General features: G+C 35.7%; 17 protein-coding genes. 8 read left to right on the forward strand and 9 right to left on the reverse strand.

The window, feature by feature from the left end; translation table 11 throughout:
* Positions 1-43: 43 nt before the first annotated feature.
* From B9Y87_RS18925 to B9Y87_RS18935, 3 genes are all read right to left on the reverse strand, one after another.
* On the reverse strand, positions 44-859 hold the full coding sequence (locus tag B9Y87_RS18925) for a prohibitin family protein (RefSeq protein WP_085500532.1): 816 nt from the start codon (positions 857-859) through the stop codon (positions 44-46).
* Positions 860-957: 98 nt separating this feature from the next.
* Positions 958-1,296, reverse strand: a complete 339-nt coding sequence (locus B9Y87_RS18930; protein WP_072860170.1) for a cupin domain-containing protein — start codon at positions 1,294-1,296, stop codon at positions 958-960.
* Between the two features lie 193 nt (positions 1,297-1,489).
* Positions 1,490-2,050, reverse strand: a complete 561-nt coding sequence (locus B9Y87_RS18935) for a helix-turn-helix domain-containing protein (RefSeq protein WP_217807544.1) — start codon at positions 2,048-2,050, stop codon at positions 1,490-1,492.
* Between the two features lie 141 nt (positions 2,051-2,191).
* Between B9Y87_RS18935 and B9Y87_RS18940 the strand changes: the two genes are divergently transcribed.
* Positions 2,192-2,407: a hypothetical protein gene (locus B9Y87_RS18940; protein ID WP_139827292.1), complete on the forward strand. Its 216-nt coding sequence runs from the start codon at positions 2,192-2,194 to the stop codon at positions 2,405-2,407.
* A gap of 109 nt (positions 2,408-2,516) precedes the next feature.
* Positions 2,517-2,711: a hypothetical protein gene (locus tag B9Y87_RS22090; RefSeq protein WP_085500533.1), complete on the forward strand. Its 195-nt coding sequence runs from the start codon at positions 2,517-2,519 to the stop codon at positions 2,709-2,711.
* A 1,195-nt stretch (positions 2,712-3,906) separates the two neighbouring features.
* Here B9Y87_RS22090 and B9Y87_RS18950 read toward each other — a convergent pair.
* Positions 3,907-5,115 (reverse strand): site-specific integrase, encoded by a 1,209-nt coding sequence (locus B9Y87_RS18950; protein WP_085500534.1) that lies wholly within the window; start codon positions 5,113-5,115, stop codon positions 3,907-3,909.
* 439 nt (positions 5,116-5,554) lie between these two features.
* Between B9Y87_RS18950 and B9Y87_RS18955 the strand changes: the two genes are divergently transcribed.
* Positions 5,555-9,259: a YobI family P-loop NTPase gene (locus tag B9Y87_RS18955; protein ID WP_085500535.1), complete on the forward strand. Its 3,705-nt coding sequence runs from the start codon at positions 5,555-5,557 to the stop codon at positions 9,257-9,259.
* A gap of 18 nt (positions 9,260-9,277) precedes the next feature.
* On the opposite strand, the gene B9Y87_RS18960 is transcribed toward B9Y87_RS18955, so the two are convergent.
* The 5 genes from B9Y87_RS18960 to B9Y87_RS18980 all read right to left on the reverse strand — a co-directional run bounded on the left by B9Y87_RS18960 (position 9,278) and on the right by B9Y87_RS18980 (position 13,180).
* A complete protein-coding gene (locus B9Y87_RS18960; protein WP_085500536.1) occupies positions 9,278-9,670 on the reverse strand; it encodes a hypothetical protein in 393 nt (130 codons plus the stop codon).
* 5 nt (positions 9,671-9,675) lie between these two features.
* On the reverse strand, positions 9,676-10,512 hold the full coding sequence (locus B9Y87_RS18965; RefSeq protein ID WP_085500537.1) for a rolling circle replication-associated protein: 837 nt from the start codon (positions 10,510-10,512) through the stop codon (positions 9,676-9,678).
* Positions 10,513-10,822: 310 nt separating this feature from the next.
* Positions 10,823-11,125, reverse strand: a complete 303-nt coding sequence (locus B9Y87_RS18970) for a helix-turn-helix domain-containing protein (protein WP_085500538.1) — start codon at positions 11,123-11,125, stop codon at positions 10,823-10,825.
* A 94-nt stretch (positions 11,126-11,219) separates the two neighbouring features.
* Entirely contained in the window at positions 11,220-11,945 is a 726-nt protein-coding gene (locus tag B9Y87_RS18975) for a hypothetical protein (RefSeq protein WP_085500539.1), read from the reverse strand.
* Positions 11,945-13,180 (reverse strand): tyrosine-type recombinase/integrase, encoded by a 1,236-nt coding sequence (locus B9Y87_RS18980; protein ID WP_085500540.1) that lies wholly within the window; start codon positions 13,178-13,180, stop codon positions 11,945-11,947. The genes B9Y87_RS18975 and B9Y87_RS18980 overlap by 1 nt, the downstream gene beginning before the upstream one ends.
* A gap of 490 nt (positions 13,181-13,670) precedes the next feature.
* On the opposite strand from B9Y87_RS18980, the gene B9Y87_RS18985 reads away from it, so the two are divergent.
* From B9Y87_RS18985 to B9Y87_RS19005, 5 genes are all read left to right on the forward strand, one after another.
* Complete coding sequence (locus B9Y87_RS18985; protein WP_085500541.1) at positions 13,671-14,771, forward strand: AbiH family protein; 1,101 nt, start codon at positions 13,671-13,673, stop codon at positions 14,769-14,771.
* Positions 14,772-15,162: 391 nt separating this feature from the next.
* On the forward strand, positions 15,163-19,266 hold the full coding sequence (locus B9Y87_RS18990; RefSeq protein WP_217807545.1) for a hybrid sensor histidine kinase/response regulator transcription factor: 4,104 nt from the start codon (positions 15,163-15,165) through the stop codon (positions 19,264-19,266).
* Between the two features lie 284 nt (positions 19,267-19,550).
* The gene (locus tag B9Y87_RS18995; RefSeq protein ID WP_176225683.1) at positions 19,551-20,837 is read left to right on the forward strand and encodes an alpha/beta hydrolase family protein; all 1,287 of its coding nucleotides are present in this window, start codon (positions 19,551-19,553) and stop codon (positions 20,835-20,837) included.
* Positions 20,838-20,908: 71 nt separating this feature from the next.
* Positions 20,909-22,720: an alpha-L-fucosidase gene (locus B9Y87_RS19000; RefSeq protein WP_217807546.1), complete on the forward strand. Its 1,812-nt coding sequence runs from the start codon at positions 20,909-20,911 to the stop codon at positions 22,718-22,720.
* An 18-nt stretch (positions 22,721-22,738) separates the two neighbouring features.
* Positions 22,739-24,277, forward strand: coding sequence for a sialate O-acetylesterase (locus B9Y87_RS19005; RefSeq protein WP_217807547.1), 1,539 nt, complete (start codon positions 22,739-22,741; stop codon positions 24,275-24,277).
* Positions 24,278-24,405: the final 128 nt, after the last annotated feature.

The following is a 24,405-nucleotide window of genomic DNA, read 5'->3' on the forward strand; positions in this document are numbered from 1 at the left end:
TTGTTTTCGTCTAATATTTTTATTCCATCATACAAAACAATAATTAATTATTGCCGAGTATCAACGGTAATCCAGAATCGCCACTTCCAACTATGACTACCTTTGTGTTTGATGACTTCGCTAGTTCCAATGTTGCGTCGATACCCTTGTCCTGCAAAATCTTATCTGTTAAAGAAGCACTTAGAATTCTATTTGCATCTGCCTTTCCTTGAGCTTCAATGGTTACCTTTTCAGCTTCCTTTTTAGCAGTAACCAATCGAAACTGGTATTCCAAGGACTCTTGCTCTTGCTTTAGTTTACGTTCTATAGCTTCTTTGATGGTAGCTGGCAAAGTGACATCCCGCACCAATATCTCATTGAGTTGAATATACTGTCCGTCAACTATTTTTTTGGTTTCTTCATAAATCTCGGCCTGTATCGCATCGCGCTTACTAGAATACAATTGCTCCGGAGTATACCGCCCTACAACGCTTCTTGCTGCTGATCTAATTGTAGGCAATAGTACCCTTTGAATATATTCCGACCCTTTTTCTTGGTGAAGCTTTCCTAAAAATTCGCGTTTTGGTTCAAACCAAGCAGAGGCGTCCAATTTTATTTCCAATCCGTTGGAGGAAAGCACCTGCATTTTTTCAAATACTTCCTGCTGTCTAACCTCGTATATAAAAACCTTGTTCCAGGGTGCCACGATATGAAAACCCTCGCCCATAGGTGGCTCGTCGATCACAACGCCTCCACTAAAAGTTTTATACAACACGCCTGCTTGTCCAGAATCGATCGTAACGGCAGATTTTATTATTAAAACAACCAGTACAATAAGTGTGATTATCCCCGGTATCGCAATTTTTGGTAATTTGTTCATGAATTTATGTTTTTAAATTGGTGTTTTTTATTTCGTTTTTTAAACATAATAGCTTCCTTGGTTTTTTATGTTTCATTATTAAGACCTAAGGATAACAGTTACTCATAGCCGCTTTTAATGATGGTTGAAATCATTTTGAACCGCTCATTGGCCTTTATGGTATTTTTAGAGTTGGCTGGAATGATGATAGACTGCCCCGTTTCCAAGGTCTGCGAATTGTTGTCAATCACGATTTCGGCACGCCCTTCGATGATTTGGACAAACCTATCGTAAGGCGATATTTTTTCTGTTATGTTTTCGCCTGTATCAACAGAAACTGCGGTTACGTTACCCGTCGTTTTTTTTATGATGGTTTTTATAACCACCGCATTGGGGACATATTCAATAATTTCTACAATAATAAAGGTTTTTGATTTTTCTACCTCCGTATTTTCCATAGGTATGGGCTTATAGCTTAGGGTACTCAATTTATTTCAAGATACCTGAGCTTCAAGTTGAGGATTTATTGCCGATAATGTATTACATACGAAAGCTTAAAAGTTATAACATTCTCACATTATTGATATTTGGAGGTTAAAAAAAGTCCAATAGTTTAATAGTAGACTTTAAATGGCACAGTTTAACTATGGACTATAAATCTTCTAAATTCCCAAACCGTTTTACCTTTAGTTTTTTATAATACGATGGCGTAAGCCCCGTAATTTTTTTAAACTGATGGGATAAATGTGAAACGCTACTATAATGTAACTTATATGATATTTCCTTTAAACTCAACTCGTCATAAAGCAACAGTTCTTTTACCCTTTCAATTTTGTTTAGAATGATGAACTGCTGAATAGTGATTCCCTTTACTTCACAAAATGTATTTGCCAAATACGTATAATCATAACCCAGTTTCTCACTGATGTAGTTCGAATAGTTCACTTTTGGCAATTCATCGGAATAATGGACCATTTCAATAATTACGGCTTTGATTTTTTCAATCATAATTTTCCGCTTGTCGTCCAACAATTCGAGTCCAAACCTTTTAAGGTTGGTACGTAGTTGTCCTTTTTGGAAATCTGTGATATTTTCCAAGATTTCTATTGTTCCAAGGTCTACGTTGACATAATTTAAGCCCATCTTTTGCAGCTCCTGCTTTACTACCATTTTACAGCGCAAACTAACCATGTATTTCACGTAAATAAGCATGAGACATTGAATTATTGATAGTTAAATTAATCGATGACCGAAAACATGGAAGTGGGATTTATGCAATTCTTTCTCAAAATCATGTAAAAAAACTACAGAAATATATACTTAACTTATAGCGTATAATAATGATATAAGGCCATGATGAGTAAAAAAATCGAAAATCAGCTTAATAAGGAGATTTTTGACCTAACCCTTTCCTTTCAAAGGGAGTTTCCTGTAATATACAACAATTTAACCGAAACACCACTTTTTTTGAGCTATGAACACAACGATATTTCAGATTCAGAATTTGAAGCATATAGCGCATTTCTAAAGGCACAGCTAAAGGTATTTCAAAACAGCAAGCAAGTCTAAAACCTGTGATATATGTAATGTTATTGCAAAATAATGTAGTAATCTTTTCTTGTTCCCTTCTCAACTTTGTGTGCTATAGAATTATTCAATAGCATTTTAATCAGAACATATGGAAAGTTGGAAGTGGAATAATTTGCTCATCAGAATTCTTGGAAAATCAAGAAGTTTACTTAGACCGATATTTTATAATGGCAGTTCCGTTACTGCCAAGGAGAGGGCTACTGCCAAATCCCTACAAGCTGTTTTGCTCGAACTCAAAAACATTAAGCTAATAAATAACAAGGATGACAGCGTCCCAACTTAAAAAGCATTATTCATTTAATTAGATGGTCAGCGTATCCAATTTTCTACCTGGCCAAAGTTGGACAGGAACTAAAAGCTATCGCTCTATTTACAACTAGAATCAACGCAAATAGAAATAACCTATAGTCACCTGAGCTCAAATGCCCAAATTGTGGACAATACTTTAATAATTAATAATAAACTATTATGAGAAAATGTTTCATTCTTTTTGTTGTCTATATAATTATGCTGCTTAGTGTAGTTTGGTCGTGAAAATAATTGGTAAAAGATAAAAGGAAAAACAACGTAGCTTCTTTTGAACACAATTCAACTATTTAAGGTCTTATCTAGGCAGAAACATCTTCAAACCAATATGCAATCTCGGGTAGAATGATTTGGCGTACAGCATCTTCTCTGCATTTAGACTAATATAAATTTTATAAGATAAATGAAATGAAAAATTAGTGATTACTTGTTTGCTTGATGCCACCACAGCTATGTTTTTATTTACGGCATGCGATTCCAAACAACCCCGAAATAGATTACTTGAAAATGATTCGCAGCGTTCTGGGATTATGACCTTATTAATCTTAGACTAACCTTGTCGAACGGAATTGGTGAGCGCGATGATAGGTAATGACAGTTGCAGTAAATTGTAGGGTCAAAAATTGATGGAAAATCCAGAAGGGATTGGGATGCGCGTCATGATGAGAGACTATATAAAAATGTAAGGTACGATGGATAATTTGGTTAGTATGGCAGCTTCAGATTCAACAATGTTTAACACCATGATATAAATGATTAAAGGCAATCCTGAAATGTGGAGCAGGGTCATGAAAATGAATTCAACTACAGCCAAAATCAATTAAAATCATGCACGTTAGCAACAGGAATTGGGGAATGGGTTGGGAATGTGGTTGATACCAATTCTCATAATAATAATACTATATTATATGGGGCATGGAAGAAGAAAATGAAGGGCCAAAATAATGGAAAACAATTGAGAATACAAACACGTCCCCTTATTTGGTCCAACTAATGCCAAAACGAAACTTCATAATAACTTGAATATGGATTTACAAATCGACATAGAAATAACGGATAAGTTCAACGATAATGATCAAGGTGCTATTGTATTAGAATATTTTGAAAAGAAAAATATTTTAATTAAGTCAATGTCCTCTGACTATCTTAAGATTTGTTTTATTATGTGCTACCTATAATAATAATGCTGTGGCCTCGTCCAAAACTGAGTTATCCAATTCTTTTAAATAAGCCTGTGTAACTGCCAAATTTTGATGCCCCATAGATTCACTGATAACATCTGTAGCAACTCCTTTTTGCTTTAAGCAGTTGGCATAACTATGTCGTGCAACGTAACTACTCAAAGGTTTATCTATTCCACAGATTTTTGCAATTTCTTTTAGTTCTTTATTGTAACGTTGAAGGGTTTTATGCTTTCTATTTTCGAGTTGTAATGGGGTTAATTCATCCTTTAACAGAATGGGGAATACATATTTCGTTCCCAAGGAGTTTTCTTGATAATAATCTAAAATTTCCCGAACAGGAGGTAATATCTTGATCATAAAATTTCCTTTGGTTTTCGAACGGGTATAGAAAATATTGTTGTCATCAATTGCCTTCCATTCCAGCTTCATCATGTCGGTAAAGTTCATTCCCCTTGTATAAAAGCTAAAGACAAAATAATTTCTGGTATTGGTGAAAGAAGGATATTTCTTCAAGTCAAGGTCAACTATTTTCTTGACTTGCTCTATAGTCAATGCCTTTTTAGGACTTTTACCCTTCAATTTGGAAACCTTATATGTTTTGAATGGGTAGAACTCTTCCTTAACAAGGTTGCGTTCAATTGCAAGGTTGTAAAGTGCTCTAATAGCTCTCATTTTTACACCAATTCCACCATCCGTACCTCCTCTAGACCTTAAATAGACTTCAAATTTCTGCAGGAAAGCCGGAGTAACCTCCTTAAATGTCAGTTTTAGTGAATTATGAAATAATTTGACGATATGTCGGGCGTCTTTATTTACTTGTGCATTCCCTGTTCTTCCGGCCAAAAGCATTTCTTCTATTATTTCATCCCAAAACTCGAATACATTATTCTTTATAGGATTGGATTCGATACGATATTTTTTTTCAATATCATTCAAGGTATAATCGTCCTGTTCTAACTCAAGTTCACCAATAATTTTTAGTGCCCTATCTTGGAACTTATTTATTAAACGGTTGTTTTGTAGATAATTCTGATTTCGTTTGTTAAACTTACCTGCTTGGGCGTCCCATTCAATTTCAGTGGCATTAAAAAGAGTTTTGAAATATTTTGTTTGGCGATCTTTGGTAATTCTGAGGCATATTGGAAACGTTCCCGTTGAGAGTTTCTTTTTCCGCAAAACTGTCTTGACATTTATCATTTCATTCTAAATTTGGGTACAACATAGGTACAACAAATGGCCCTTTAAAGGTAAAATAAATGCAATTTGTTACAAAACAAAATATCATAAAATATTGATAATCAGACTATAAGAAAATAAATGATACCTAATGAAGACAAAATTAAGATTCTCATAATCAGGTGGTCCCTGGTTCGAGCCCAGGTGGGACCACGTAAAACGGTTGATAAGCCCTGTAAACACTACGTTTACGGGGCTTTTTTCGTTTTAGGGGCGGAATGCGGGGCGGAGTGATATCAGAGATGTTATTAATAGAATCGTATTATATTGTTCAAATTAGGCTTTTCATTATATCAATAACTTTAGTATATTTCTAGATATTATATCGTGAATACTTTGATTATTACTAGGTTATAAATATACGTAGATATTCATTATTTGATTTAAATCCAATAGCATTTTGAAACAACCTAAAAAAACTACCTCTTTAGCTCCAAAAGTATTAACTGAGATTGAAGAGCTGGATAAAATTAAACCTTATTTAAATGCCTTAGAAAACGCTATATTATCTGATGAAATAAACAATATTGCTCTCACGGGAGCATATGGCTCTGGTAAGAGTACAATTATCAAAACGTTTCAACACCAAAACCCTAATTTTAATTTTCTTAATATATCTCTTGCCACATTTAGAGATGAAGGGATTGAAGGTGATAGGTCATCAATTGATTTGGCTAAACCTGAGAATATAAAGAATTCCAAAATAAATAGATTAATTGAGTTAAGTATACTTCAACAAATTTTTTATCATGTAGAGCCTTCTGAAATTCCAGATTCGAGGTTCAAAAGAATTCGTAGTATTAGTAGAGAGGAATTAAGTGTTTTTTCGATTGGAATCGTTTTATGGACTGTATCAATTATTATACTATTTAAAGAAAATTATTTAGCACTATTCAATCCCAAAACTTGGACATTTGCGCTTGAAGATATTGACTTAATAGCACTTATTGTCATTACCATTTTCTTATTTGGAATTGGCTTAGCATCGGCTAAAATTACTAGACTATTAAACCGTTCAAAAATAAATAAGCTTAATATTTTTAATGGAGAAATCGAAATAGGAAATAGTGTTGATAAATCAATCTTTAATCAACACTTAGATGAAATTTTATATTTTTTTGAATCTACCAGTTATAATGTAATTGTAATAGAAGATTTAGATAGGTTTAAAAACACAGAAGTATTTACTAAGTTGAGAGAAATTAATTTACTACTTAATAATTCGAAGCTTATTAAAAGAAAAATCGCATTTATTTATGCAATAAGGGACGATATATTTCAGAATGAGGAAAGAACAAAATTCTTTGATTACATAATTCCAGTAATTCCATTTATTAGTCCAACAAATGCTAACGAGCAACTATCAAGATTACTTAAAGACGCTGGCCTAGAACATGATTTTACCGAAGATTTTAAAGATGGAGTAGTCACTTTTATTGATGATATTGATATGCGATTTCTTACAAATATCTTTCATGAATATACCATCTATAAAGAGAGTTTAGGAGGTAATAAATTAATTCAAGATAATTTATTTGCGATAATTATTTATAAGAATCTCTATCCAAAGGATTTTGTTGAATTAAGCAAAAACAAAGGAAAGCTATTTGATTTTTTTAGAAAAAAGCATATTTATATCGATAAATTAATATCAGATATTGACTTTAAAATAAATGCAATTGAGACTGAAATATCAAATATAGAGGGGGAACAAATAGCAAATATTAGGGAGTTAAGAGCAATATATATTAACGCTATTCAAAGTAAAATTCCAAAGGCCGTAGATATCAGTATAGAGGGACGAATTTATAATTTTTTTCAGCTCAATGATAAAGACGTTTTTGAAGAGTTGCTGGATTTAAAAAGTATTCAATATTACTGGCTACGTCCATATAGTGGTAATTATAAAGATTACACCATTGCTACTATGGATATGCCTTTTTCCGAAATTGAACAATTTGTTAATGGGGATTTTACATTTAGAGAAAGAGAATCGCTAATTAAAGATAGGGACGATCATAAAGTTGAAAAGTTAAAAGCAGAAAAGAAGGAGCTTAAAGAAAGGAGAAATGAAATTAAAACATGGGATGCACGCAAGGTGTTTGAAGTTGTTGAAATAGATCCCTATTTAGCTGATTTTGTTAATAGCAATTTAATGAGAAACTTGCTTCTAAATGGTTATATAGATGAGAATTACCACCATTATATTTCTCAGTTCCATGCTGTAAATATTACTCAGGCAGATTATGATTTTGAAAGAAATGTCAAGAAGGGGTTTTCAAGTGCATATAATTATGAACTCAATAAAATTAGGAACGTTGTTAAAAAAATTCCGACACGATATTTTGAACGAAGGCCAATTTTAAATTATGATTTATTAGCATTTCTTCTAACTAATTCTAGCGAGTTTAAAGAAAAGTTTGAAGCTTTTATAAAACTTTTAACCGGATATAAATATAATAGCAAGGATGGTTATGAGATGTTTAGTTTTATCAAAGGTTACTTATTTGAATATGAAGTTAATCAAACTTTGCACAAGGGTTTTTCAAATAAAAATACTGGTGAATTTGTTAAGGTGTTGACCAAGGAATGGCCTAAGTTTTGGAGTTGTATAGAAACGTATTCGAATTTGCCCAAAGCTGATGTTTTGGACTTTTTTCAACTCATACTAAAATTTGCTGATATTGATGATATAATTACCAATGCACTTAAATCTCAGTTAAAAACGTTTATTTCAAAGGATAGCGATATCCTATCGTCAGTAGAAGGAACGGAGCATCAGAAGGTGGTCACGTTATTTCAAAAACTGAATATTAAATTCATCACTCTTTCCAGTCCAAATATTCAAACTAGGGCCCTTTTTGATGCCATATATGAATCTAACCATTATATTATTAATGATGTTAATGTTGAAGTAATTTACAAGTTGTATAATGAGGAGGAGGGTGAAAATAATTATTATACTTCTAATTATAGCGCGATACAAAATTCCAATCTTGAAATTCTTAAAAATTATATTAATTCCAATATAAATGATTATTTAAAAAATGTTTTTTTGAAAATAGAAACAAATGATTCTGAAACAGAAGAAACAGTTGTTGACTTTTTGAATAATGCAGAAATAAACGCGGAATTAATTATTAGAATAGTTAGGGGTCAAAAAATTAAAATAACCAATTTAGCTAATGTAAAAGAAGCTTATAACATGGAATTGCTGTTTGAGTATAATAAAATTAAACATACATGGGCTAATGTTTTTACTTACTACACTGCAATAGGCGATGAAGTTCTAAGCGAAGTATTGATTTCTTATTTGAACTCGGAAGAAGCCTATTTAGAGTTATCAAAGTTCAAACTAGATGATGAGATTAAAGCAGAGGAAGTTGATATCGATTGTTTTACACTTGATATTGTTTTATGTAATAAGTTAACTTATGAAAGTTATAACCATCTAATGAATTCAACAACTTATACTTATGACAATTTACGTTTTGAGAATTTAAGTTCAGATAAAGTCCAATCATTAATTAAACATGGGAAGTTAATATTTAGCGAATCCAATTTCAAAAGAATGAAAGAACATTATTCAGAGCTATATCTTTCTTTTGTTGAGCAAAATCAAGTAACCTTTATTTCTGAATTCGATAAGTTGAGCTTAAACGAGAAGGAGATTTTAGCAATTCTGAGTTCAAATAATATTTCAGAAAAAATTAAATTGGAATTCATATATAAAATCGATGAAGATATCATCAAAAAGGATAAGAAGATTAGTAGTCTCTATTGTGCTATTAAAGCTAGAAACAATGATATTAAATCTATACCTATAGATTTAGCTATTGTTTTATTTGAAAATTCGGATTCGATAGAAGATAGGATTAAAATTCTCAATCTGCATTTTTGGGATTTTAGTAAGACAGACCTTGAAATCCTAATAGGAAAATTGCCTAAACCGTATAATAAAATTGCCCAAAAAAGAAAAAAGCCATCAATTTCAAATACAAAGGATAATTTAGAATTAATTAGAAGTTTGGATAATATTGATTTTATTTCTTCGTTTGAAATTGATGGCGCTAATATTAATATAGTGGCCAGATATTCCGACTAGATTATGACTGATTCTGTGTTATATCTTTGAAAATCGATTGTTCAAATTTAATACCATCATAGTTTGATAGGCTCTCTTAATCGCATCATGATAATGACCATTAAGTTTCTTGGATGCCAACCATTTTAAATTGTTCAAATCTAAATCCTTTTGAATTAAAAATTGACTTTGTTTGTTACCTAGCCCCAAGATAGTCAATATACAAATCTCCCCGAATACGGTAATTTTCGTATTATTAAATAATACTAATTTTAAATTCGGTCTACTAACGATAATTTTCAAATTGACGCAATTCTCCTGTACTTTTAACTTGTCTGTAGTAGCATATAATCCCTTAATGATTTTGTTGTTGGCTTTATAGCTAGTTTGTTTTCCAAATTCGTTTTTAATGCTAATATTTATATGTTTCATGAGTTTTATTTTATTGCTTTGTTTTTATCGTCTAATCTTTTATAAAGGGGTAAGGTTTGTCTGTTTAGATTAATCATTTTTATATTTAGAGCAGGCTGGTTTCTTTGCCCTACGATTTCAATTTCCTTTAATATTGCTTTTAGGCGCTTAAATTGGTCAGTAAACTCCGTAGTTGTATAAAAGTCTGTGTACAGTTCAGAAACGCGCCTAGAACAGTTCCAGACCTGACATTTAAACTTTGCGTTGTTCTTGGTGACATACTTTGTTACATATGATGCAATAGACCTAATATTGCTAGAGTTTAATTGTTTTACATCAAATGCGCTAGAGGGCTTGAAATCCTTTTCCCTTGGTTCTATACCGTTCTTTTTCTGCAAGTCCAACCAATAATTCCACCACTTGTCAATTTTCCAGTATTTATTGGTGATGATGTGGAAATGAACATTGCCCTCAAATTCTGCGTTTTTGGTCTGTCTTTCCGCTACCCATACATATTGAAAATCGGTACTGCGTTTTTTAACGTTGTCCAAGAATTTTCTTAGGACATCGACCGCTTGTTTATCGTCTACTTTGTTCAAAAATGTAAGAGTAACAAAACTTAATCGCTTATAGCATCTTGCAAAGCAGGTTATTTTCTTCCTTATTTTTTGCTTTGACCGCCTAGAGAGTGAACGCAGTTTTATTTTGCCGTCATTCTTTTTGGGTTTTGGTTTGGGCTTATCCTTGTTGGGGTCTTTTTTCTTGCGTTGAAGCGCAGAGCCTGAAAATTCATCCTTGGGAACTACCCCGAACTGCCTGGTGGAAAAAGCTACGCTTGTTCCGTACGTATTCTTAACTATCATAATCTGAATCGTTGCACATTAATTAAAACCATTAAAAGGTTAATTATTAAAGGTTGTAATTGAAGGTGCTTAGTTTTAAAGGTTAAAAAAAAAGAAAACTACTCGGTGATGAATGGCGGAACGAAACTGTCCTTGTGGATTCTCCGCATGAAAGCACCCGAACGCCTGTTGTAAACGTTCATATATTGCCAAGTAGGATGCTTCTTTTTCAGGAACATAGAAAAGCCGTTCAGTTTGTGGACATACTGCCATTTTTTAGGCTTTGTTCCTTCTTCAAAGAATACGATAACGGAGTAATCATTTTTCTTTTTTAACATGATAACCCCCTTTCGTTTTTAGATGTTTGAATCATGCTCAAAGCATCGTTGACCTCTTCAAGTTTATAGAGAATTCTGTTCCCTATTCTATGGGCTTTAACTATTCCAGTTTTTGTCCAATCGTGGAGGGTGGGTAAGGAGATACAGAGAAGTTTAGCCGTATCTTTTCGTGATAAGAGTTTTAACCCTTCCTTTTCAGGTTGTGGGTTCAAGTTCTTTAACTTGTTTTCAATAACTTCCTCGACTACTTTTTTGATGTCGGAAAGTTCCAATGTACTCAACATTAATTTTCCCATTATTTAATTGTATTTAATTAATTATGGGACAAACATAATTTGAGAACTACCCTAATTTAAGCTGGGGGGTACCCCACATTCTTTACCAGATTACCTATGAATTATTTGTACAGTTGTCTAAATCCTTTTGTATATCTTCGACAGCATCAGTAAAACCAATGCTTTTGAATAAATTTAAAACACTTCGCAGATTATCGCTAGTCTTCAATGAATTGTTGGTATCGTATAGCATAGGCATCAGTTTACGACTATCTTCGAAATGATGGCCATAAATTTCTTGCAAGACTTTAGCTGATTTAATATAATCTTGCTTTCTAAAATCCAATCCCAAATAATGAAGTGCTAATAATTTTTGTTTTTGGGAAAGAGTATTATTCTTTTTTTGAGGTTTTGAATTATTGGTAGATTTTAATGCTTTTAACCAAATTGTATATTTTGCCAATTCAATGGCTTGTTTTCTAATTCGCTTAATCTCTTCAAAAAATCCATTTATTTCTTCTTGAGATATTTCATTATTGAATTCGTATACAGGTAAGGGGCTTTCAATTTCTTGTATTAAATAGTCGTCGTAATAACGATGAAATGTATCAAAATCTCCCTTGGTAAAATACAGCCAATTAATACGGTCAAAATTGGGGTTTAAATTATCGTGTTCGGCTATTAGATTTATAATTTCTTTTCTGTAATTATTAGACCCCTGAGTATGAAGAAATACATCTATTTGTTTGAGTTCATTTTCAATTATAATTTCTTTGTTTTTGGCTTTGCTTAGACTTGTATTGAATATGTCTTGTAATTCTTGAACGTTTCTTACTTTCATTAGTTGAAAAATGGATGATTTAATAATTTATCTGCATTTTGTTCCTGTGTTACTCTGATGTATTGCATAAAGGAACGTTCTGTTTTATGTCCGGTTATCTTCATTATAGATATTGCGGGAATATCGGCCAAAAATAAATTGGTTGCGAAACTTCTTCTTGCTGTATGTGTAGTAACTAAGTTGAACTTTTTTACAGCTTCTTTTTTCATAACGCCACCTTTGGTAATGGTTGTTTCTACTTCATCCTTTAATTGTGCTAAACTTGCAACATCTTTAAGATATCTATTCATAACCTGATTAGTATACGCAGTAGGAAGATTATTATTGTATTTTTTGAGGATGTTTTTTACAGTTTGATGCAGTGGAATAGAAACACGTTCTCCAGTCTTTTGAGTTCTTATTTGGAGCATGGATTTATCTGAAATAATGTTTTCGGGTTTAATCTGTGTAAAATCTGAAAACCGCAATCCTGTATAACAGCCAACTAAAAATAAATCCCTTACTTTTTCTAATCTTGGGCTAGATGATAAGTCTATATCTTCCATTGCTTTTAGTTCGTCTACATTTAAGTAAATAGTATCCGCTTCTTCCCTTAAGGTTTTAAATTTTCGTTTTTTGAATTCCAGATTTTCATTATAACCTCTTTCGGTAGCTTCATTCATAAAAGATTTAATTGTCTTTATATGCTTGCCAACGGTATTGGCGGATAGATTCGAATCAACTGCCAAATACGAAGTATATTGATTATAAAATTCTAGGTTGATAGATTCAAAATCTATACTCTTGTTTATCTTTTTAGCATACTCCTTTAAGTACTTGAAAGTGGTATTGTATACTTTAATTGTTCCTGATTTCTTGTTAAGTTTACTCTCTTCAATATAGCCCTCAACAAAATCAAAAAAGGTCTTTTTATTGGCTTGTAAAATGTTGCCCGATAATTCTGCTTCAAGAGCTTTTTTTAAGATTTCGTTATTTGGTTGAATCCCGTCATTAAGTAATCTTCGATAAGCGGTATTAATACCATTTTGAAGTATATCCAATCTTGAATTGAATTCAGGATATTGAGGGAATTGTTTACTTTCTTTTGCTCGTTGCCCAGTAGGATTCCAAAATTTGGGATTTATCTTTTCACCTGTGGAATACTTAAATCTTTTGTAGTTATAATAATAATTCAAATAGATTAAAGTTTCAGTCTTGGAATTAGGTTCTTTAAGTTTGAATTTTGCTTTTGCCATGGTGCTAATATATATCAAAAAATAAATATAGGGGCGTAGAGAGGGGCGGAATAATTTTAATTTGGTTTGTTTTTGGCTTGTAAAGGATTGTAATTAAATGTACTGTTTATAGGGGTTAAAGGCCTAGTATACAATAAAATGTGATAAAATAGTATCAAAATATCGGGGGTCCAGGTGGGACCACATCAAGCAGAAAACCCACGCCTATAGCGTGGGTTTTTCATTTCTTGGAAGAAAGCTGGGCTAGACCGAGCTTTCAACAGGAAATGAAAAAAGTGGTTCGCGTCAGCGAAGTGTGGTTTTCTGTTTGCAGTAGGGGGTAATCCTGGTTCACGAGCACTGCGAGCTAACCCAGGTGGGACCACAAAAAACCCCCTATTTATGGGGGTTTTGTTGTATTTGGGGGTCACGTTTGGGGGTCACATATTTCTTTTTATGATTGAATCCAATTATTTTAATATGTTTGGAGTTCACATATTTCCGTTTTTGAATGAATCGAATTATTTTAATTGGTAATGGATTTGATAGGTCTTTAAACATGCCTACTAGCTATTCTCATTTTTTAGATTGGCTAATGTCTGAAACTTTGGCTAATTTATTAAAACACCCTCCAGAATCGTATAAAGGAGATCATTATCAGTTTAAAGTTGAAAACGAAATATTTGATATTACAATTAACTCTGCAACTTTCAAATGGGTCCAAACACTACCCCTAAAAGATTTCAAGTATAGGGCGTTTATGGAAGAAATTAAGAGGTTAGAACCACAAAGTATATTTTTGCTTAAATTAAGGCCTAAACATGGCCTAATTTATGACCTTTTTGACTTCTACAATAAAAATAGTTGGGTAAATGTCGAAGAATTATATTTTCTTGAACTCTTGAAAACGAAACAGAAGGATGTTATTGAACTCAACGAGTATTTTGAGTTAATTAAATCTAAGCTAGCTGAATATTTAAAAGAATTAGATTTTAAAGACAATAATGTCAGTACGTTTTCAAAATACCGGAAACATTTTTTTGGACCTGTTATTAAATATAATAGTACTTATCAGTTATATGAGGATTCAAATGACGATCCGGAATGGTATTATTTTGTAAATTTCAATTACACGCAATTCTTAAGTAAATTATTGACCCATACTTCAGCAGATCTTAGTCGGAGGATTAGAGTCAACAACATTCATGGAGAAATAAATGTATCTCCAATAATTTTTGGATATGGAAACGAAACAGGAGATGAATATTTAAGATTAGAAAGTCAAAGTGATGAGTACTTAGAAAATATTAAATCTACACATTATTTCAATAGTACCGATTATCGAGATTTGGAAACACAATTACACCAACCATACGAGGTTTATATTTATGGATTATCCTGTGGATTATCTGATAATATTTTGCTAAAAACTTTAATGCAAAAATCAAATTGCAAGCAAATCAGAATTTTCTATAAAAAATCTAAAAATAATCGAGACAATTTTAGAAATATATTAATGAATATTTCAAGAGCTTTGGAGGATAAAGAAGATATGAGAAGTAAAATAATTTCCAAACAGACAAATGATGTCATTCCACAATTAGGGAACTAACCCCCCCCTCTATTTCAGTTCTGAGTAAAATTTCAACTAGATGGCGATGTTAAACATTTGATGTTTAAGGTGTTTTGACCCCATACCCCCCCCTATGATTTCAGTTATATTTATGTTTGTTCCTAATAAAACCATTTGCATATTTACACAGGAAATTAAATAAACTATCCGGTTCAAATTAAAAACTCGTATTTCAATGCACCTGCGATTCGTGAAAAACGGGTCCTGTGAATAAATTAGGCTTTATGACCCAACACATTTATATTTGCTTATATCCTGTAGTAAAAGGTATTGGACGCTAGTCTTCTGCAAAGATTTAACCAAAGGAATGAGAGGAAATTATAAGCAAGTTGGTTTACTGTTTTTTTGGGGAGTCGTAATTTTTAGCCTTATGGCCCCATTCTTCGGGTATTCCCAAAAGTTTGAAAGGTTTTCCAACCAGCAAGGTTTTAACCAAAATACCATAAATTCCATAGTACAGGATCGGTACGGATTTCTATGGTTTGGTACGCCGAACGGACTCATTAGGCATGATGGCTATGAATTTAAAACCTTTACCACCCAATCCGAGAGCAACGGAAATATTCTTAGCAACGATGTTAAACAGTTATTTAAGGATAAGGATGGGTTATTGTGGATTGGAACTACCCTTGGCCTTAATGTTTATATTCCATCACTCGAAAAATTCCTAACAGTACCCCTGAACCATAGGCTTAGTATTAGTAGGATTAGTTCCGGACCGGATGGCAAAATCTGGTTTTCTGGTGAAAATGAGCTATATGTTTGCCAACTTACGGATATACAGAATGGCGTCTTCCAGGTTTCTCATAACATCCTTGCATCACATCCTCAAGTGCCTTCCCTAAACGATTTTGGTTTTAGGGACAAAAATTCTCTGGTGTTAGCTACTTCGACGGGCTTGTGGAATTTATCCCTTGCCACTGGTGTTTCCGGTGCTGATATGGAAATCAGGGATTTGACCCAATTTAAAACTTTGGAAAATGAGGTCGTTTCCTGCCTCATGAATAGAAATAATATTTTTTGGATCGGTACCGAAAAAGGCTTGTACAAGGCATCTTTTGATGGGGAAAAGGTACATATTATCACCAATTTTGATACCGATAAAAAATTAAATTCCAAAAGCGCTATCATTATGGTAGACGTTATTTTTGAAGACCATTCGGGCAGCGTTTGGATCGGCACTACAGATAACGGTCTCTTTAAATATATAGAGGATGGGGACAGTTTTCAACACTTTGCCTACGATCCCCGAAATACTTTTGGCATAAGCAGTCAAAATATAAATGCCCTTTTTCAGGACGATTTTAATGTGTTGTGGGTAGGTACCGCCCAAGGCGGAATAAATAAGCTGGACCTTAGCCAGAAACAATTTAAGAGCTATTCCAACAATCCTTATGAGCCGCAGTCCTTGACAGATAATTTATTGACGGCAATTCTCGAGGACAGAAAGGAAAGGTTATGGTTGTCCGGTTACAACACCCCACTTTTCAGAAGTACCACTGCAGTGAACGGTCAAACCTCAAACTCGCTAAAGTTCGAAAATTTAGAAAATGGATTTCCTATTTCCGCTATGGATATTGTTCGGAGCATTTATGAGGACAATAAAGGATATTTATGGTTTGGCACCGACTATTCCCTTGTAGTGTACAATCCCTTGAATGATCAATTTAAAAGTCTAAGCTTGGCCAAAGATGGCTTACCACTATTAAACAACGGAATTAGAAGTATTTCCCAGATTTCGGAAAATGAAATTCTTCTATTGGGTAGCCAGCTCACGGTTGTGCAAAATCCATGGCCCGTAATAGACGGCAGTAAAAACCCGGTTCTCGAGTTGAGGTCCAGTATTTCTTTGGAAAATGAAATTGGCCATATTTTCTTAAAGTCAGGCAATGGTTCATGGTGGATCGGCACCAAAAAAGGATTGGTACATGCTAGTTATGACGGCGAGGAAATTAGGATCCACCAAAAGTACTCGCACAACAGGAATGATGAAATAAACTTGAGCTATGAGAATGTTTTCTCCCTATATGAAGATAATTCGGGAAATATCTGGGTAGGTACCTTTGGTGGCGGACTCAATAAAATGACTATGGATAGTTCAGGAATACCTTCCAAAATAGAATTTTTCCGCAAAAATGATGTCTTGCCGGACGATGCCATCTACGGTATTTTACCAGAAGGGGATAATTATTTATGGTTAAGTTCCGATATGGGACTATTGAGATTTCATTTAAAGGACAGCACTATAAATGTATTTGATGTGCGCGATGGTCTCGCCCAGAACAACTTTAGACAAGGGGCTTTTTTTAAGGGCAGATCCGGGTATTTTTATTTTGGCGGATTGAATGGGCTGACCATTTTTAGGCCAGAGGATATTAAACTTAACGATCAACCTCCAAAGGTTTTGATCACAGACCTTCTTGTAAACAACGAACGTGTAAGTATAGGGGAAAAATTGAATAACAGGGTAATCCTCGATAGGTCCATTTCAGAGACCACCAGTATTGCCGTAAGCCAAAAGGAACAATTTATTGCTTTTGACCTCGCCGTGGAACATACCTCAACGCCTTCCAAAAATAAAGTGGCCTATAAATTGGAGGGTTTTAATGAGGATTGGGTAACCGTAAACGAGGGTAAGACTACGGTTACCTATACTAATTTGCCCGCCAGAAGTTATGTATTCAAGGTAAGGGCAGCCAATGGTGACGGTATTTGGAGTACGGAGACCAAAACTTTGAACCTTAAAATATTGCCCCCCTGGTACCGTACGTGGTGGAGTTATTTGCTGTTTACCTTGCTCACTGTGGGTATAGGCATAGGCATTGTCATCTATTTTTCGCAACATGAGAAATTAAAGCAACGGTTGAAATTTGAAGAATTGGATAAGGAGCGGGTGCATACCATCAATCAGGGAAAATTTCAGTATTTCACCAACATGTCCCATGAATTTAGGACACCGTTGACATTAATTGCAGGCCCATTGGAGCGGTTGCTTACCCGAAACACAGATCCAGAAAACAACAAATATTTAGCACTTATCCAGAAAAACACCAAAAGGCTTTTGAGCCTTGCGGATCAATTGATCACTTTTCAACAAGCGGAACAAGGTCGACTTAAATTGAATTTAAGGAAGGAGACTTTGGGAGCCTTTGTTAACCCCACCATTGAGGCATTTGAAAACTTTGCCATTGAAAAGGACATCAATTTTACGTATAAAATTGGTTCCCCGGACGAAGAGATTATTATTGATGTAGAAAAGACAGAACGTATTATCTTCAATCTACTTTCCAACTCCTTTAAGAATACACCGCCTTTTGGCACTATAGGTATCGAATCTAAAATTGATTGTACTTCGGGGCAAAAAATGATATATATTGATGTGGTAGATAGTGGTAAGGGAATTCCTGAAGAAGATCTGGAAAATATTTTCGAACGGTTCTATCAATTGGGAAATAGGAGCGATAAGGTTAGCGGTGGCGGAATAGGCCTATCATTTTGCAAATCCTTGGTGAATTTACTGGATGGTGAGATTTCCGTAAAAAGCAATCCTGGGGTAGAGACCCGCTTTTCGGTCATATTACCTTCCAAATCCCTAAAGGAATACAAGGAGGACGAAATTGATTTTTCCAAAAAGTCCTTTGTGGATGATTGGATTCCCTTGTCCTCTAAAATTACTGAGGATAATTTAGCTTCGCCAAGCAAAAATGGTAGCAAAAGGAAATATTCAATTTTGTTGGTGGAAAATGAAGTGGATGTACAGACCTTTTTAAAGGGTACTCTTTCGGAAAAATATAATATTGAAGTAGCAAACAATGGGATTGAAGGGCTGGTAAAAATAAAAGGTAATGAGCCGGATTTGGTCATTAGCGATGTAATGATGCCCGGAATGGATGGTTTTGAGTTGTGCGAGAAAATAAAATCCGATCCTGATCTCAGTCATATTCGCGTGTTGCTCCTAACGGCATTGAACGAGAACGAAGATATGATCAAAGGTCTCGAATTTGGAGCCGATGAATATATTGGCAAACCTTTTTCATTGAGACACCTTGAGCTAAGGATCGAAAAATTGATTGAGACCAGGGAACGCTTAAAGGAGTATTTTTCAAAGAATAGCAAGCTTCCCAAGAATGCTGTCGGAATTTCGACCAGGGACAAGGAATTCTTGGGCAATACCATTGCCATCATGGAAAAAAATATTTCAGATTCCAATTTTGGGGTCGAAGAGCTTGCCCTGGAAATTGGACTTAGTACCTCGCACTTCTATCGGCGCCTTAAACAGCTTACCGGTCAGGCCCCCAATGTCTACTTAAGAAATTTTAGACTTCAAAGAGCAGCGGAACTCCTAGGCCAAAACGAAGGCTATAACGTGGCCGAGGTCATGTATCAAATCGGTATCGAATCCAATTCCTATTTCTCCACAGCTTTTAAAAAACTTCACGGAGTTTCTCCTTCCGAATTTACCAAGACAGATTGAAGATGATATTATACATGGAATAATATCGTCGACCCACCTTTTGGGCAGGTCCTATTAAACATTATCAACTATAACCTGGTTTTTGAAGGTTGTTTTGGTGTTATCTTATGGTTTCAATACAAGTGGATTGGTTGAAATAAGCAAAGGATTGGTCGAAAAGAGAAGGCCTTCTCGCAATTCCCTAATTAGATTTGACCTAATTAAAACTGCGCATCATCTGTAATGGTTCACGGTTTACAAAAGGTCTTAAATCAATAATGCAATACTTTATTCATACGTTCCAGATGCAAAATAAGCCTCCCGTTAAAAGGCCTATTTTAGGGTTCCTTCTATTGTTTTTGGCTATTTGCAATAGAGCGGAAGGTCAATCCAATGCTCTATATGGACCACTTGGGGTAAAATCAGAACTTGCAAAAGCCGGGGTATGGAACACACCAAGTTTTGATTTTACCCATGATTTTGAAGCGTACAAACAGTTTTCAAATATAAAAGGCCTTTTTTTTAAGGGGCTGGATTATAACGGAAAACAGACCAAGGTATTTTGCTGGTACGGGGTGCCTAATGGTCTTTCAAAAGGGGAAAAAAGACCAGCTGTGGTCTTGGTGCATGGTGGTGGCGGTACCGCTTTTCCGGAATGGATCAAGGAATGGACAGATAGAGGATATATCGCCATTGCGGTAGCTTTGGAGGGCCAGGTTCCGGGTGAAAAAATGGAACATACTAGTGGGGAAAAGCTATGGCCTGGACATGAATTTTACGGACCGCGAAGAATAGGATTTTTTGAGGATGTTGTTATTAAAAAGTTGCAGGACCAATGGTTTTATCATGCCGTTGCAGACGTAATGCTGGCCACTAGTCTACTTAAAAGTTTTCCGGAAGTGGATGTCGAGAGCATAGGTATTAGCGGAATTTCTTGGGGAGGCATTCTTACCAATGTGATTACGGGCATTGATGACCGTTATGCCTTTGCCATTCCGGTATACGGTTGCGGTTTTTTGCATGAAACTCCACACTATAGCCACCTTCTAAGACTTTTGAGTAAGGAACAACAGCAATTCTACCTTCAAAATTGGGAGCCTTCTTTGTATATCCCCTTGCAGGAGCAACCTACCTTGTTCGTTAACGGCACCAATGATTTTCATTTCACTATGAACAGCTTCACTAAAACGTATCTAGCTTCCAAAAACGAAAAGTACCTCTATGTGGAACATAATATGAAACACGGGCATAGCCCTGGTAGGGAACCGGAAGAAATTTACGCTTTTGCAGATTATGTGATAAAGAAGGGTGAACGCTTTTTAAAACCGAAGTTTAAGAGGCTAAAGAGAAATAACGAATTGGTATATGGGGTTGATGGAAAAGTAATGGAAGCTGTTCTATATACTAACTCCGATACGGCAGATTGGGGTAGGGATAATTATATATGGCAGCAAATTAGCATGCGTTTTTCCGATTCCAAGAAAATAATTTCGGCAACATTGCCCAAAAATGCACAGGCCTATTTTGTCAACATCATTGATTCTAAAGGGCATATATATAGTTCTCCCACGCGATTGGTCAAGAAAATATAGTTACTAGCAAATTTGCATATAAGATAATGGACCTAAGTAAATAAACATAAATCTATTAATAACAACAAACAATGAATTTAAAAATTGGGAAGAGACAATCCATATTGCTATTGATGGCACTTGTACTGCAAGTTGGTACTATTTTGGGACAAGAAAAGCAAAATGGAAAGTCAATGGACGAAATGTGGGGCGAACAGAACACTTTGGGAGCGGATGCCCCAGCCTCCAGGACAGCACTATTTGATGATGGCAATTACGCCATGTTCATCCATTGGGGTATTTACTCCAACATTGCCAACAAATGGAAGGATAGTACCTATTACGGCATTAGTGAGTGGATCATGAATCCTAGAAGGGCCAATATTCCGGTAGATGAATATATGGCAGAGGCAAAAAACTTCAACCCGGTAAATTTTGATGCCAAGGCTATTGCGCAATTGGCCAAGGATGCAGGAATGAAATATGTTGTTGTTACCAGTAAGCACCATGACGGTTTTGCCATGTATAATTCCAAAAGCAATGATTTCAATATTGTAAAGGCTACTCCCTTTGCCAGAGATCCCATGAAAGAATTGTCCAAGGCCTGTAAGGAATTGGGACTTGGATTCGGTTTTTATTATTCCCACAATCAGGACTGGACCTTTCCAGGGGGCAATGGCGGACCCAAGGTCAATGAAAAAGGGAAAGAGGTAGGTTTTGATTACTACTTTAAGAAAAAATGTCTTCCTCAGGTAAAGGAGATCGTGACCGAATATGGGGAAATTGCCATGGTCTGGTTTGATACTCCCGGCAATATGGAGAAAAAATATGTAGCCGAATTGGTGGATGTAGTCCGCAAGCACCAACCCAACGCCATGATTTCCGGAAGGGCGGGCCATGGATTGGGAGATTATAAATCCTTGGGCGATATGAACATTCCCGTTAAAAATATAGGGGGCCTATGGGAGACTGTAGATGTTACCAACGACTCTTGGGGATATGCCTGGTACGATGGGAATTGGAAAAGTCCCAAACGTATTTTAAAGAGTATAATTTCTACGGTGGCCAGGGGAGGTACCTATATGTTGAATGTTGGTCCGGCACCGGACGGCAGTATTCCAACTGAGGCACAGGAATCCTTAAGGGCTTCCGGGGAATGGATCAACAAGTACCCGCAGGTAGTATATAAGACCGGTTCTTCGCCATGGGGCCGAAAGTTACCCTGGGGAGATGTTACCATAGCAGCGGATGGCAAGTTGAATCTCTGCGTGTACGAATGGCCTTTGGATGGTAAGTTATGGCTTCCAGGCCTCAAAAATAATATTATCTTCGCTAAGCTTTGGATAAACGGGAAGTTTATAGCATTGGAGACCGCCAAGGAGGGGGATTGGGCCGTGATAAGCCTTCCCGCAAAGCGTCCAGAAAGATTGATTTCCGTAATTGAGCTTGAGGTAGAGGGGCTCCCAAAAGTGGATGACAGACTTAGTTTAGACCCTGTTTTTGCTACAGAGCTTCCAGTGGATTTTGCAAAGGCGGAAGGTGCAGCCATCACCGAAAAAAGGTGGATGGAAAAGTTCGGGGAGTGGAAACATATTGAACAGGCCCAAGATTGGACAGACAAGGGTAAGGTGACCTGGAAGGTTATGGTGAAGGAGCCCGGTTATTACCAAACGGAACTGAATTATGCTGGATCTGGCCGCTTGGTATGGAGAATTACTTCGGAAGAAGGAAAGGTTGTACAGAATCAGCAGAACTCATCGGAGGTCTATAATTATTATGAAATGGGGCTTTTAAAATTTGAAACGCCAGGAGAACATAGCATAACGGTTACTTTGGTAGACGGAAATAGGAAAAGTGCCAGCCTTAAAGAAATCCGATTGACCCCTGCTGTTAGTATGGAATAAAACAGATAATTTATAATAATGACGAAACAACCGTTCATCTTAACACTCTATATTTTTCTATTTTTTAATACAGCAATAACATATTCCCAAGAATTAAAGTTATCCAATTTATTTTGCGATAATATGGTATTGCAACGCGGTACCGAAGTCCCTGTATGGGGAATCGCAGCGCCCAAGGATAGGATAACGGTAAGATTTGCAGGCCAAAAGGTTTCAACAAAAGTTGGGAAAGATGGAAAGTGGATGGTTGCATTAGCCCCTTTGGAGGCGTCAAAAACACCTAGGGAAATGACCATTATTGGAAATACGGAAATAGTATTATCTAATGTAGTGGTGGGTGAAGTATGGATATGTTCCGGACAATCCAATATGCAATTTTCGGTGAACAACGTCCCTGAAACAAAAGCACTGTTGGCTTCTTCGGAAAACATCAGAAGTTTTGAGGTGAAGAGAACGGTGTCCTTTAAAGAAGAAGACAATGTTTTTGGAAAGTGGCAAGATGCCCCCCCAAGCAGTGCGGTAGCATTTGGTTTTGCATATTTCCTTGAGAAGTCGGCCAATATTCCTATTGGAATAATACATGCCTCTTGGGGCAGTTCTTCCCTCGAAGCCTGGATGCCGCGCGATATGGCAAAAGAGTTTCCCTATTTTAGGAATATAATGGACGACTTTGATGCCGATACTTTAACGAGGAATAGAATTAAATCTGCCATTAATTCCTTGGAAGGTTGGTCTAATCAAGAAGATATATTTATGCGTAGGCAACCCAATATTCTGTATAATGCCATGATGAAGCCTTTGGCTCCTTATGCCTGTAGAGGCTTGGTGTGGTATCAAGGGGAACGCAACACTCGTTATTATGCCGGGGTACCGGAGGTAAACGGGGACAATTGGTTCCATAGAGTGATTGGGATGAAGGAATATGGAGATGTGCTACAATCTTGGATCAGGCGGTATAGAAAGGAATGGAATAATGATAAGATGCACTTCTCTGTTGTAATGCTTCCTGGTTATGGAAAAGGCACGAACAATAACCCGGATATCGATCCCACGAGTCCAACGGCCATGTCCTGGGCATGGATGCGCGAGTCGCAAATGAAGGTATTGGATCTTCCTTATACCAGTGTTGTCAACACTATTGATCTAGGGGACGAAAAGAACGTTCACCCAGTGGATAAACTCCCCATAGGGATTAGACTGGCGCTGGCTGCGGAAAAATATACCCTTGATAAGGATGTGGTGGCGGAAGGCCCCATCTTTAGGGAAGTTGAGCCACTAAACCATACACTTATAGTTTATTTTAAGAATGCCCAGGGGTTAAAAACGGTGGATGGAAACGCCCCTGTGGGATTCTGGATTTCTGATGGATCAATGCAATGGCAAAAGGCAAAAGCGAAAATTGTTGGGGAAACGGTAGTGCTGTCCCATGGTGACATTAAAGACCCCAAATTTGTTAGGTATGCCTTTGCCGGAAAACCGGATGTCAATTTGGTCAATAGTGCAGATTTACCTGCCTATCCTTTCAGAACGGATAATGTGATTCCTATTGATGAATAAATTTAAAATGTAATTTGGCGCTATTGGGAAAACACAAATTATAGAAAGCACTATATCACGTCTACAGAGTCTGGGGCATTAGTATTCGAAGTAGGTAAGGGTATTCGTGGTTATTGGATATGGTAAAA

The sequence above is a fragment of the Arenibacter troitsensis genome (assembly GCF_900177645.1).
In the GTDB taxonomy this organism is placed as follows: domain Bacteria; phylum Bacteroidota; class Bacteroidia; order Flavobacteriales; family Flavobacteriaceae; genus Arenibacter; species Arenibacter troitsensis.

What these genes read in the sequence shown, in the direction of transcription:
- B9Y87_RS18925 (WP_085500532.1), bottom strand. Translation starts at nt 859, where the DNA reads ATGAACAAATTACCAAAAATTGCGATACCGGGGATAATCACACTTATT.
- B9Y87_RS18930 (WP_072860170.1), bottom strand. Translation starts at nt 1,296, where the DNA reads ATGGAAAATACGGAGGTAGAAAAATCAAAAACCTTTATTATTGTAGAA.
- B9Y87_RS18935 (WP_217807544.1), bottom strand. Translation starts at nt 2,050, where the DNA reads ATGCTTATTTACGTGAAATACATGGTTAGTTTGCGCTGTAAAATGGTA.
- B9Y87_RS18940 (WP_139827292.1), top strand. Translation starts at nt 2,192, where the DNA reads ATGATGAGTAAAAAAATCGAAAATCAGCTTAATAAGGAGATTTTTGAC.
- B9Y87_RS22090 (WP_085500533.1), top strand. Translation starts at nt 2,517, where the DNA reads ATGGAAAGTTGGAAGTGGAATAATTTGCTCATCAGAATTCTTGGAAAA.
- B9Y87_RS18950 (WP_085500534.1), bottom strand. Translation starts at nt 5,115, where the DNA reads ATGATAAATGTCAAGACAGTTTTGCGGAAAAAGAAACTCTCAACGGGA.
- B9Y87_RS18960 (WP_085500536.1), bottom strand. Translation starts at nt 9,670, where the DNA reads ATGAAACATATAAATATTAGCATTAAAAACGAATTTGGAAAACAAACT.
- B9Y87_RS18965 (WP_085500537.1), bottom strand. Translation starts at nt 10,512, where the DNA reads ATGATAGTTAAGAATACGTACGGAACAAGCGTAGCTTTTTCCACCAGG.
- B9Y87_RS18970 (WP_085500538.1), bottom strand. Translation starts at nt 11,125, where the DNA reads ATGGGAAAATTAATGTTGAGTACATTGGAACTTTCCGACATCAAAAAA.
- B9Y87_RS18975 (WP_085500539.1), bottom strand. Translation starts at nt 11,945, where the DNA reads ATGAAAGTAAGAAACGTTCAAGAATTACAAGACATATTCAATACAAGT.
- B9Y87_RS18980 (WP_085500540.1), bottom strand. Translation starts at nt 13,180, where the DNA reads ATGGCAAAAGCAAAATTCAAACTTAAAGAACCTAATTCCAAGACTGAA.
- B9Y87_RS18985 (WP_085500541.1), top strand. Translation starts at nt 13,671, where the DNA reads ATGAATCGAATTATTTTAATTGGTAATGGATTTGATAGGTCTTTAAAC.
- B9Y87_RS18990 (WP_217807545.1), top strand. Translation starts at nt 15,163, where the DNA reads ATGGCCCCATTCTTCGGGTATTCCCAAAAGTTTGAAAGGTTTTCCAAC.
- B9Y87_RS18995 (WP_176225683.1), top strand. Translation starts at nt 19,551, where the DNA reads ATGCAAAATAAGCCTCCCGTTAAAAGGCCTATTTTAGGGTTCCTTCTA.
- B9Y87_RS19000 (WP_217807546.1), top strand. Translation starts at nt 20,909, where the DNA reads ATGAATTTAAAAATTGGGAAGAGACAATCCATATTGCTATTGATGGCA.
- B9Y87_RS19005 (WP_217807547.1), top strand. Translation starts at nt 22,739, where the DNA reads ATGACGAAACAACCGTTCATCTTAACACTCTATATTTTTCTATTTTTT.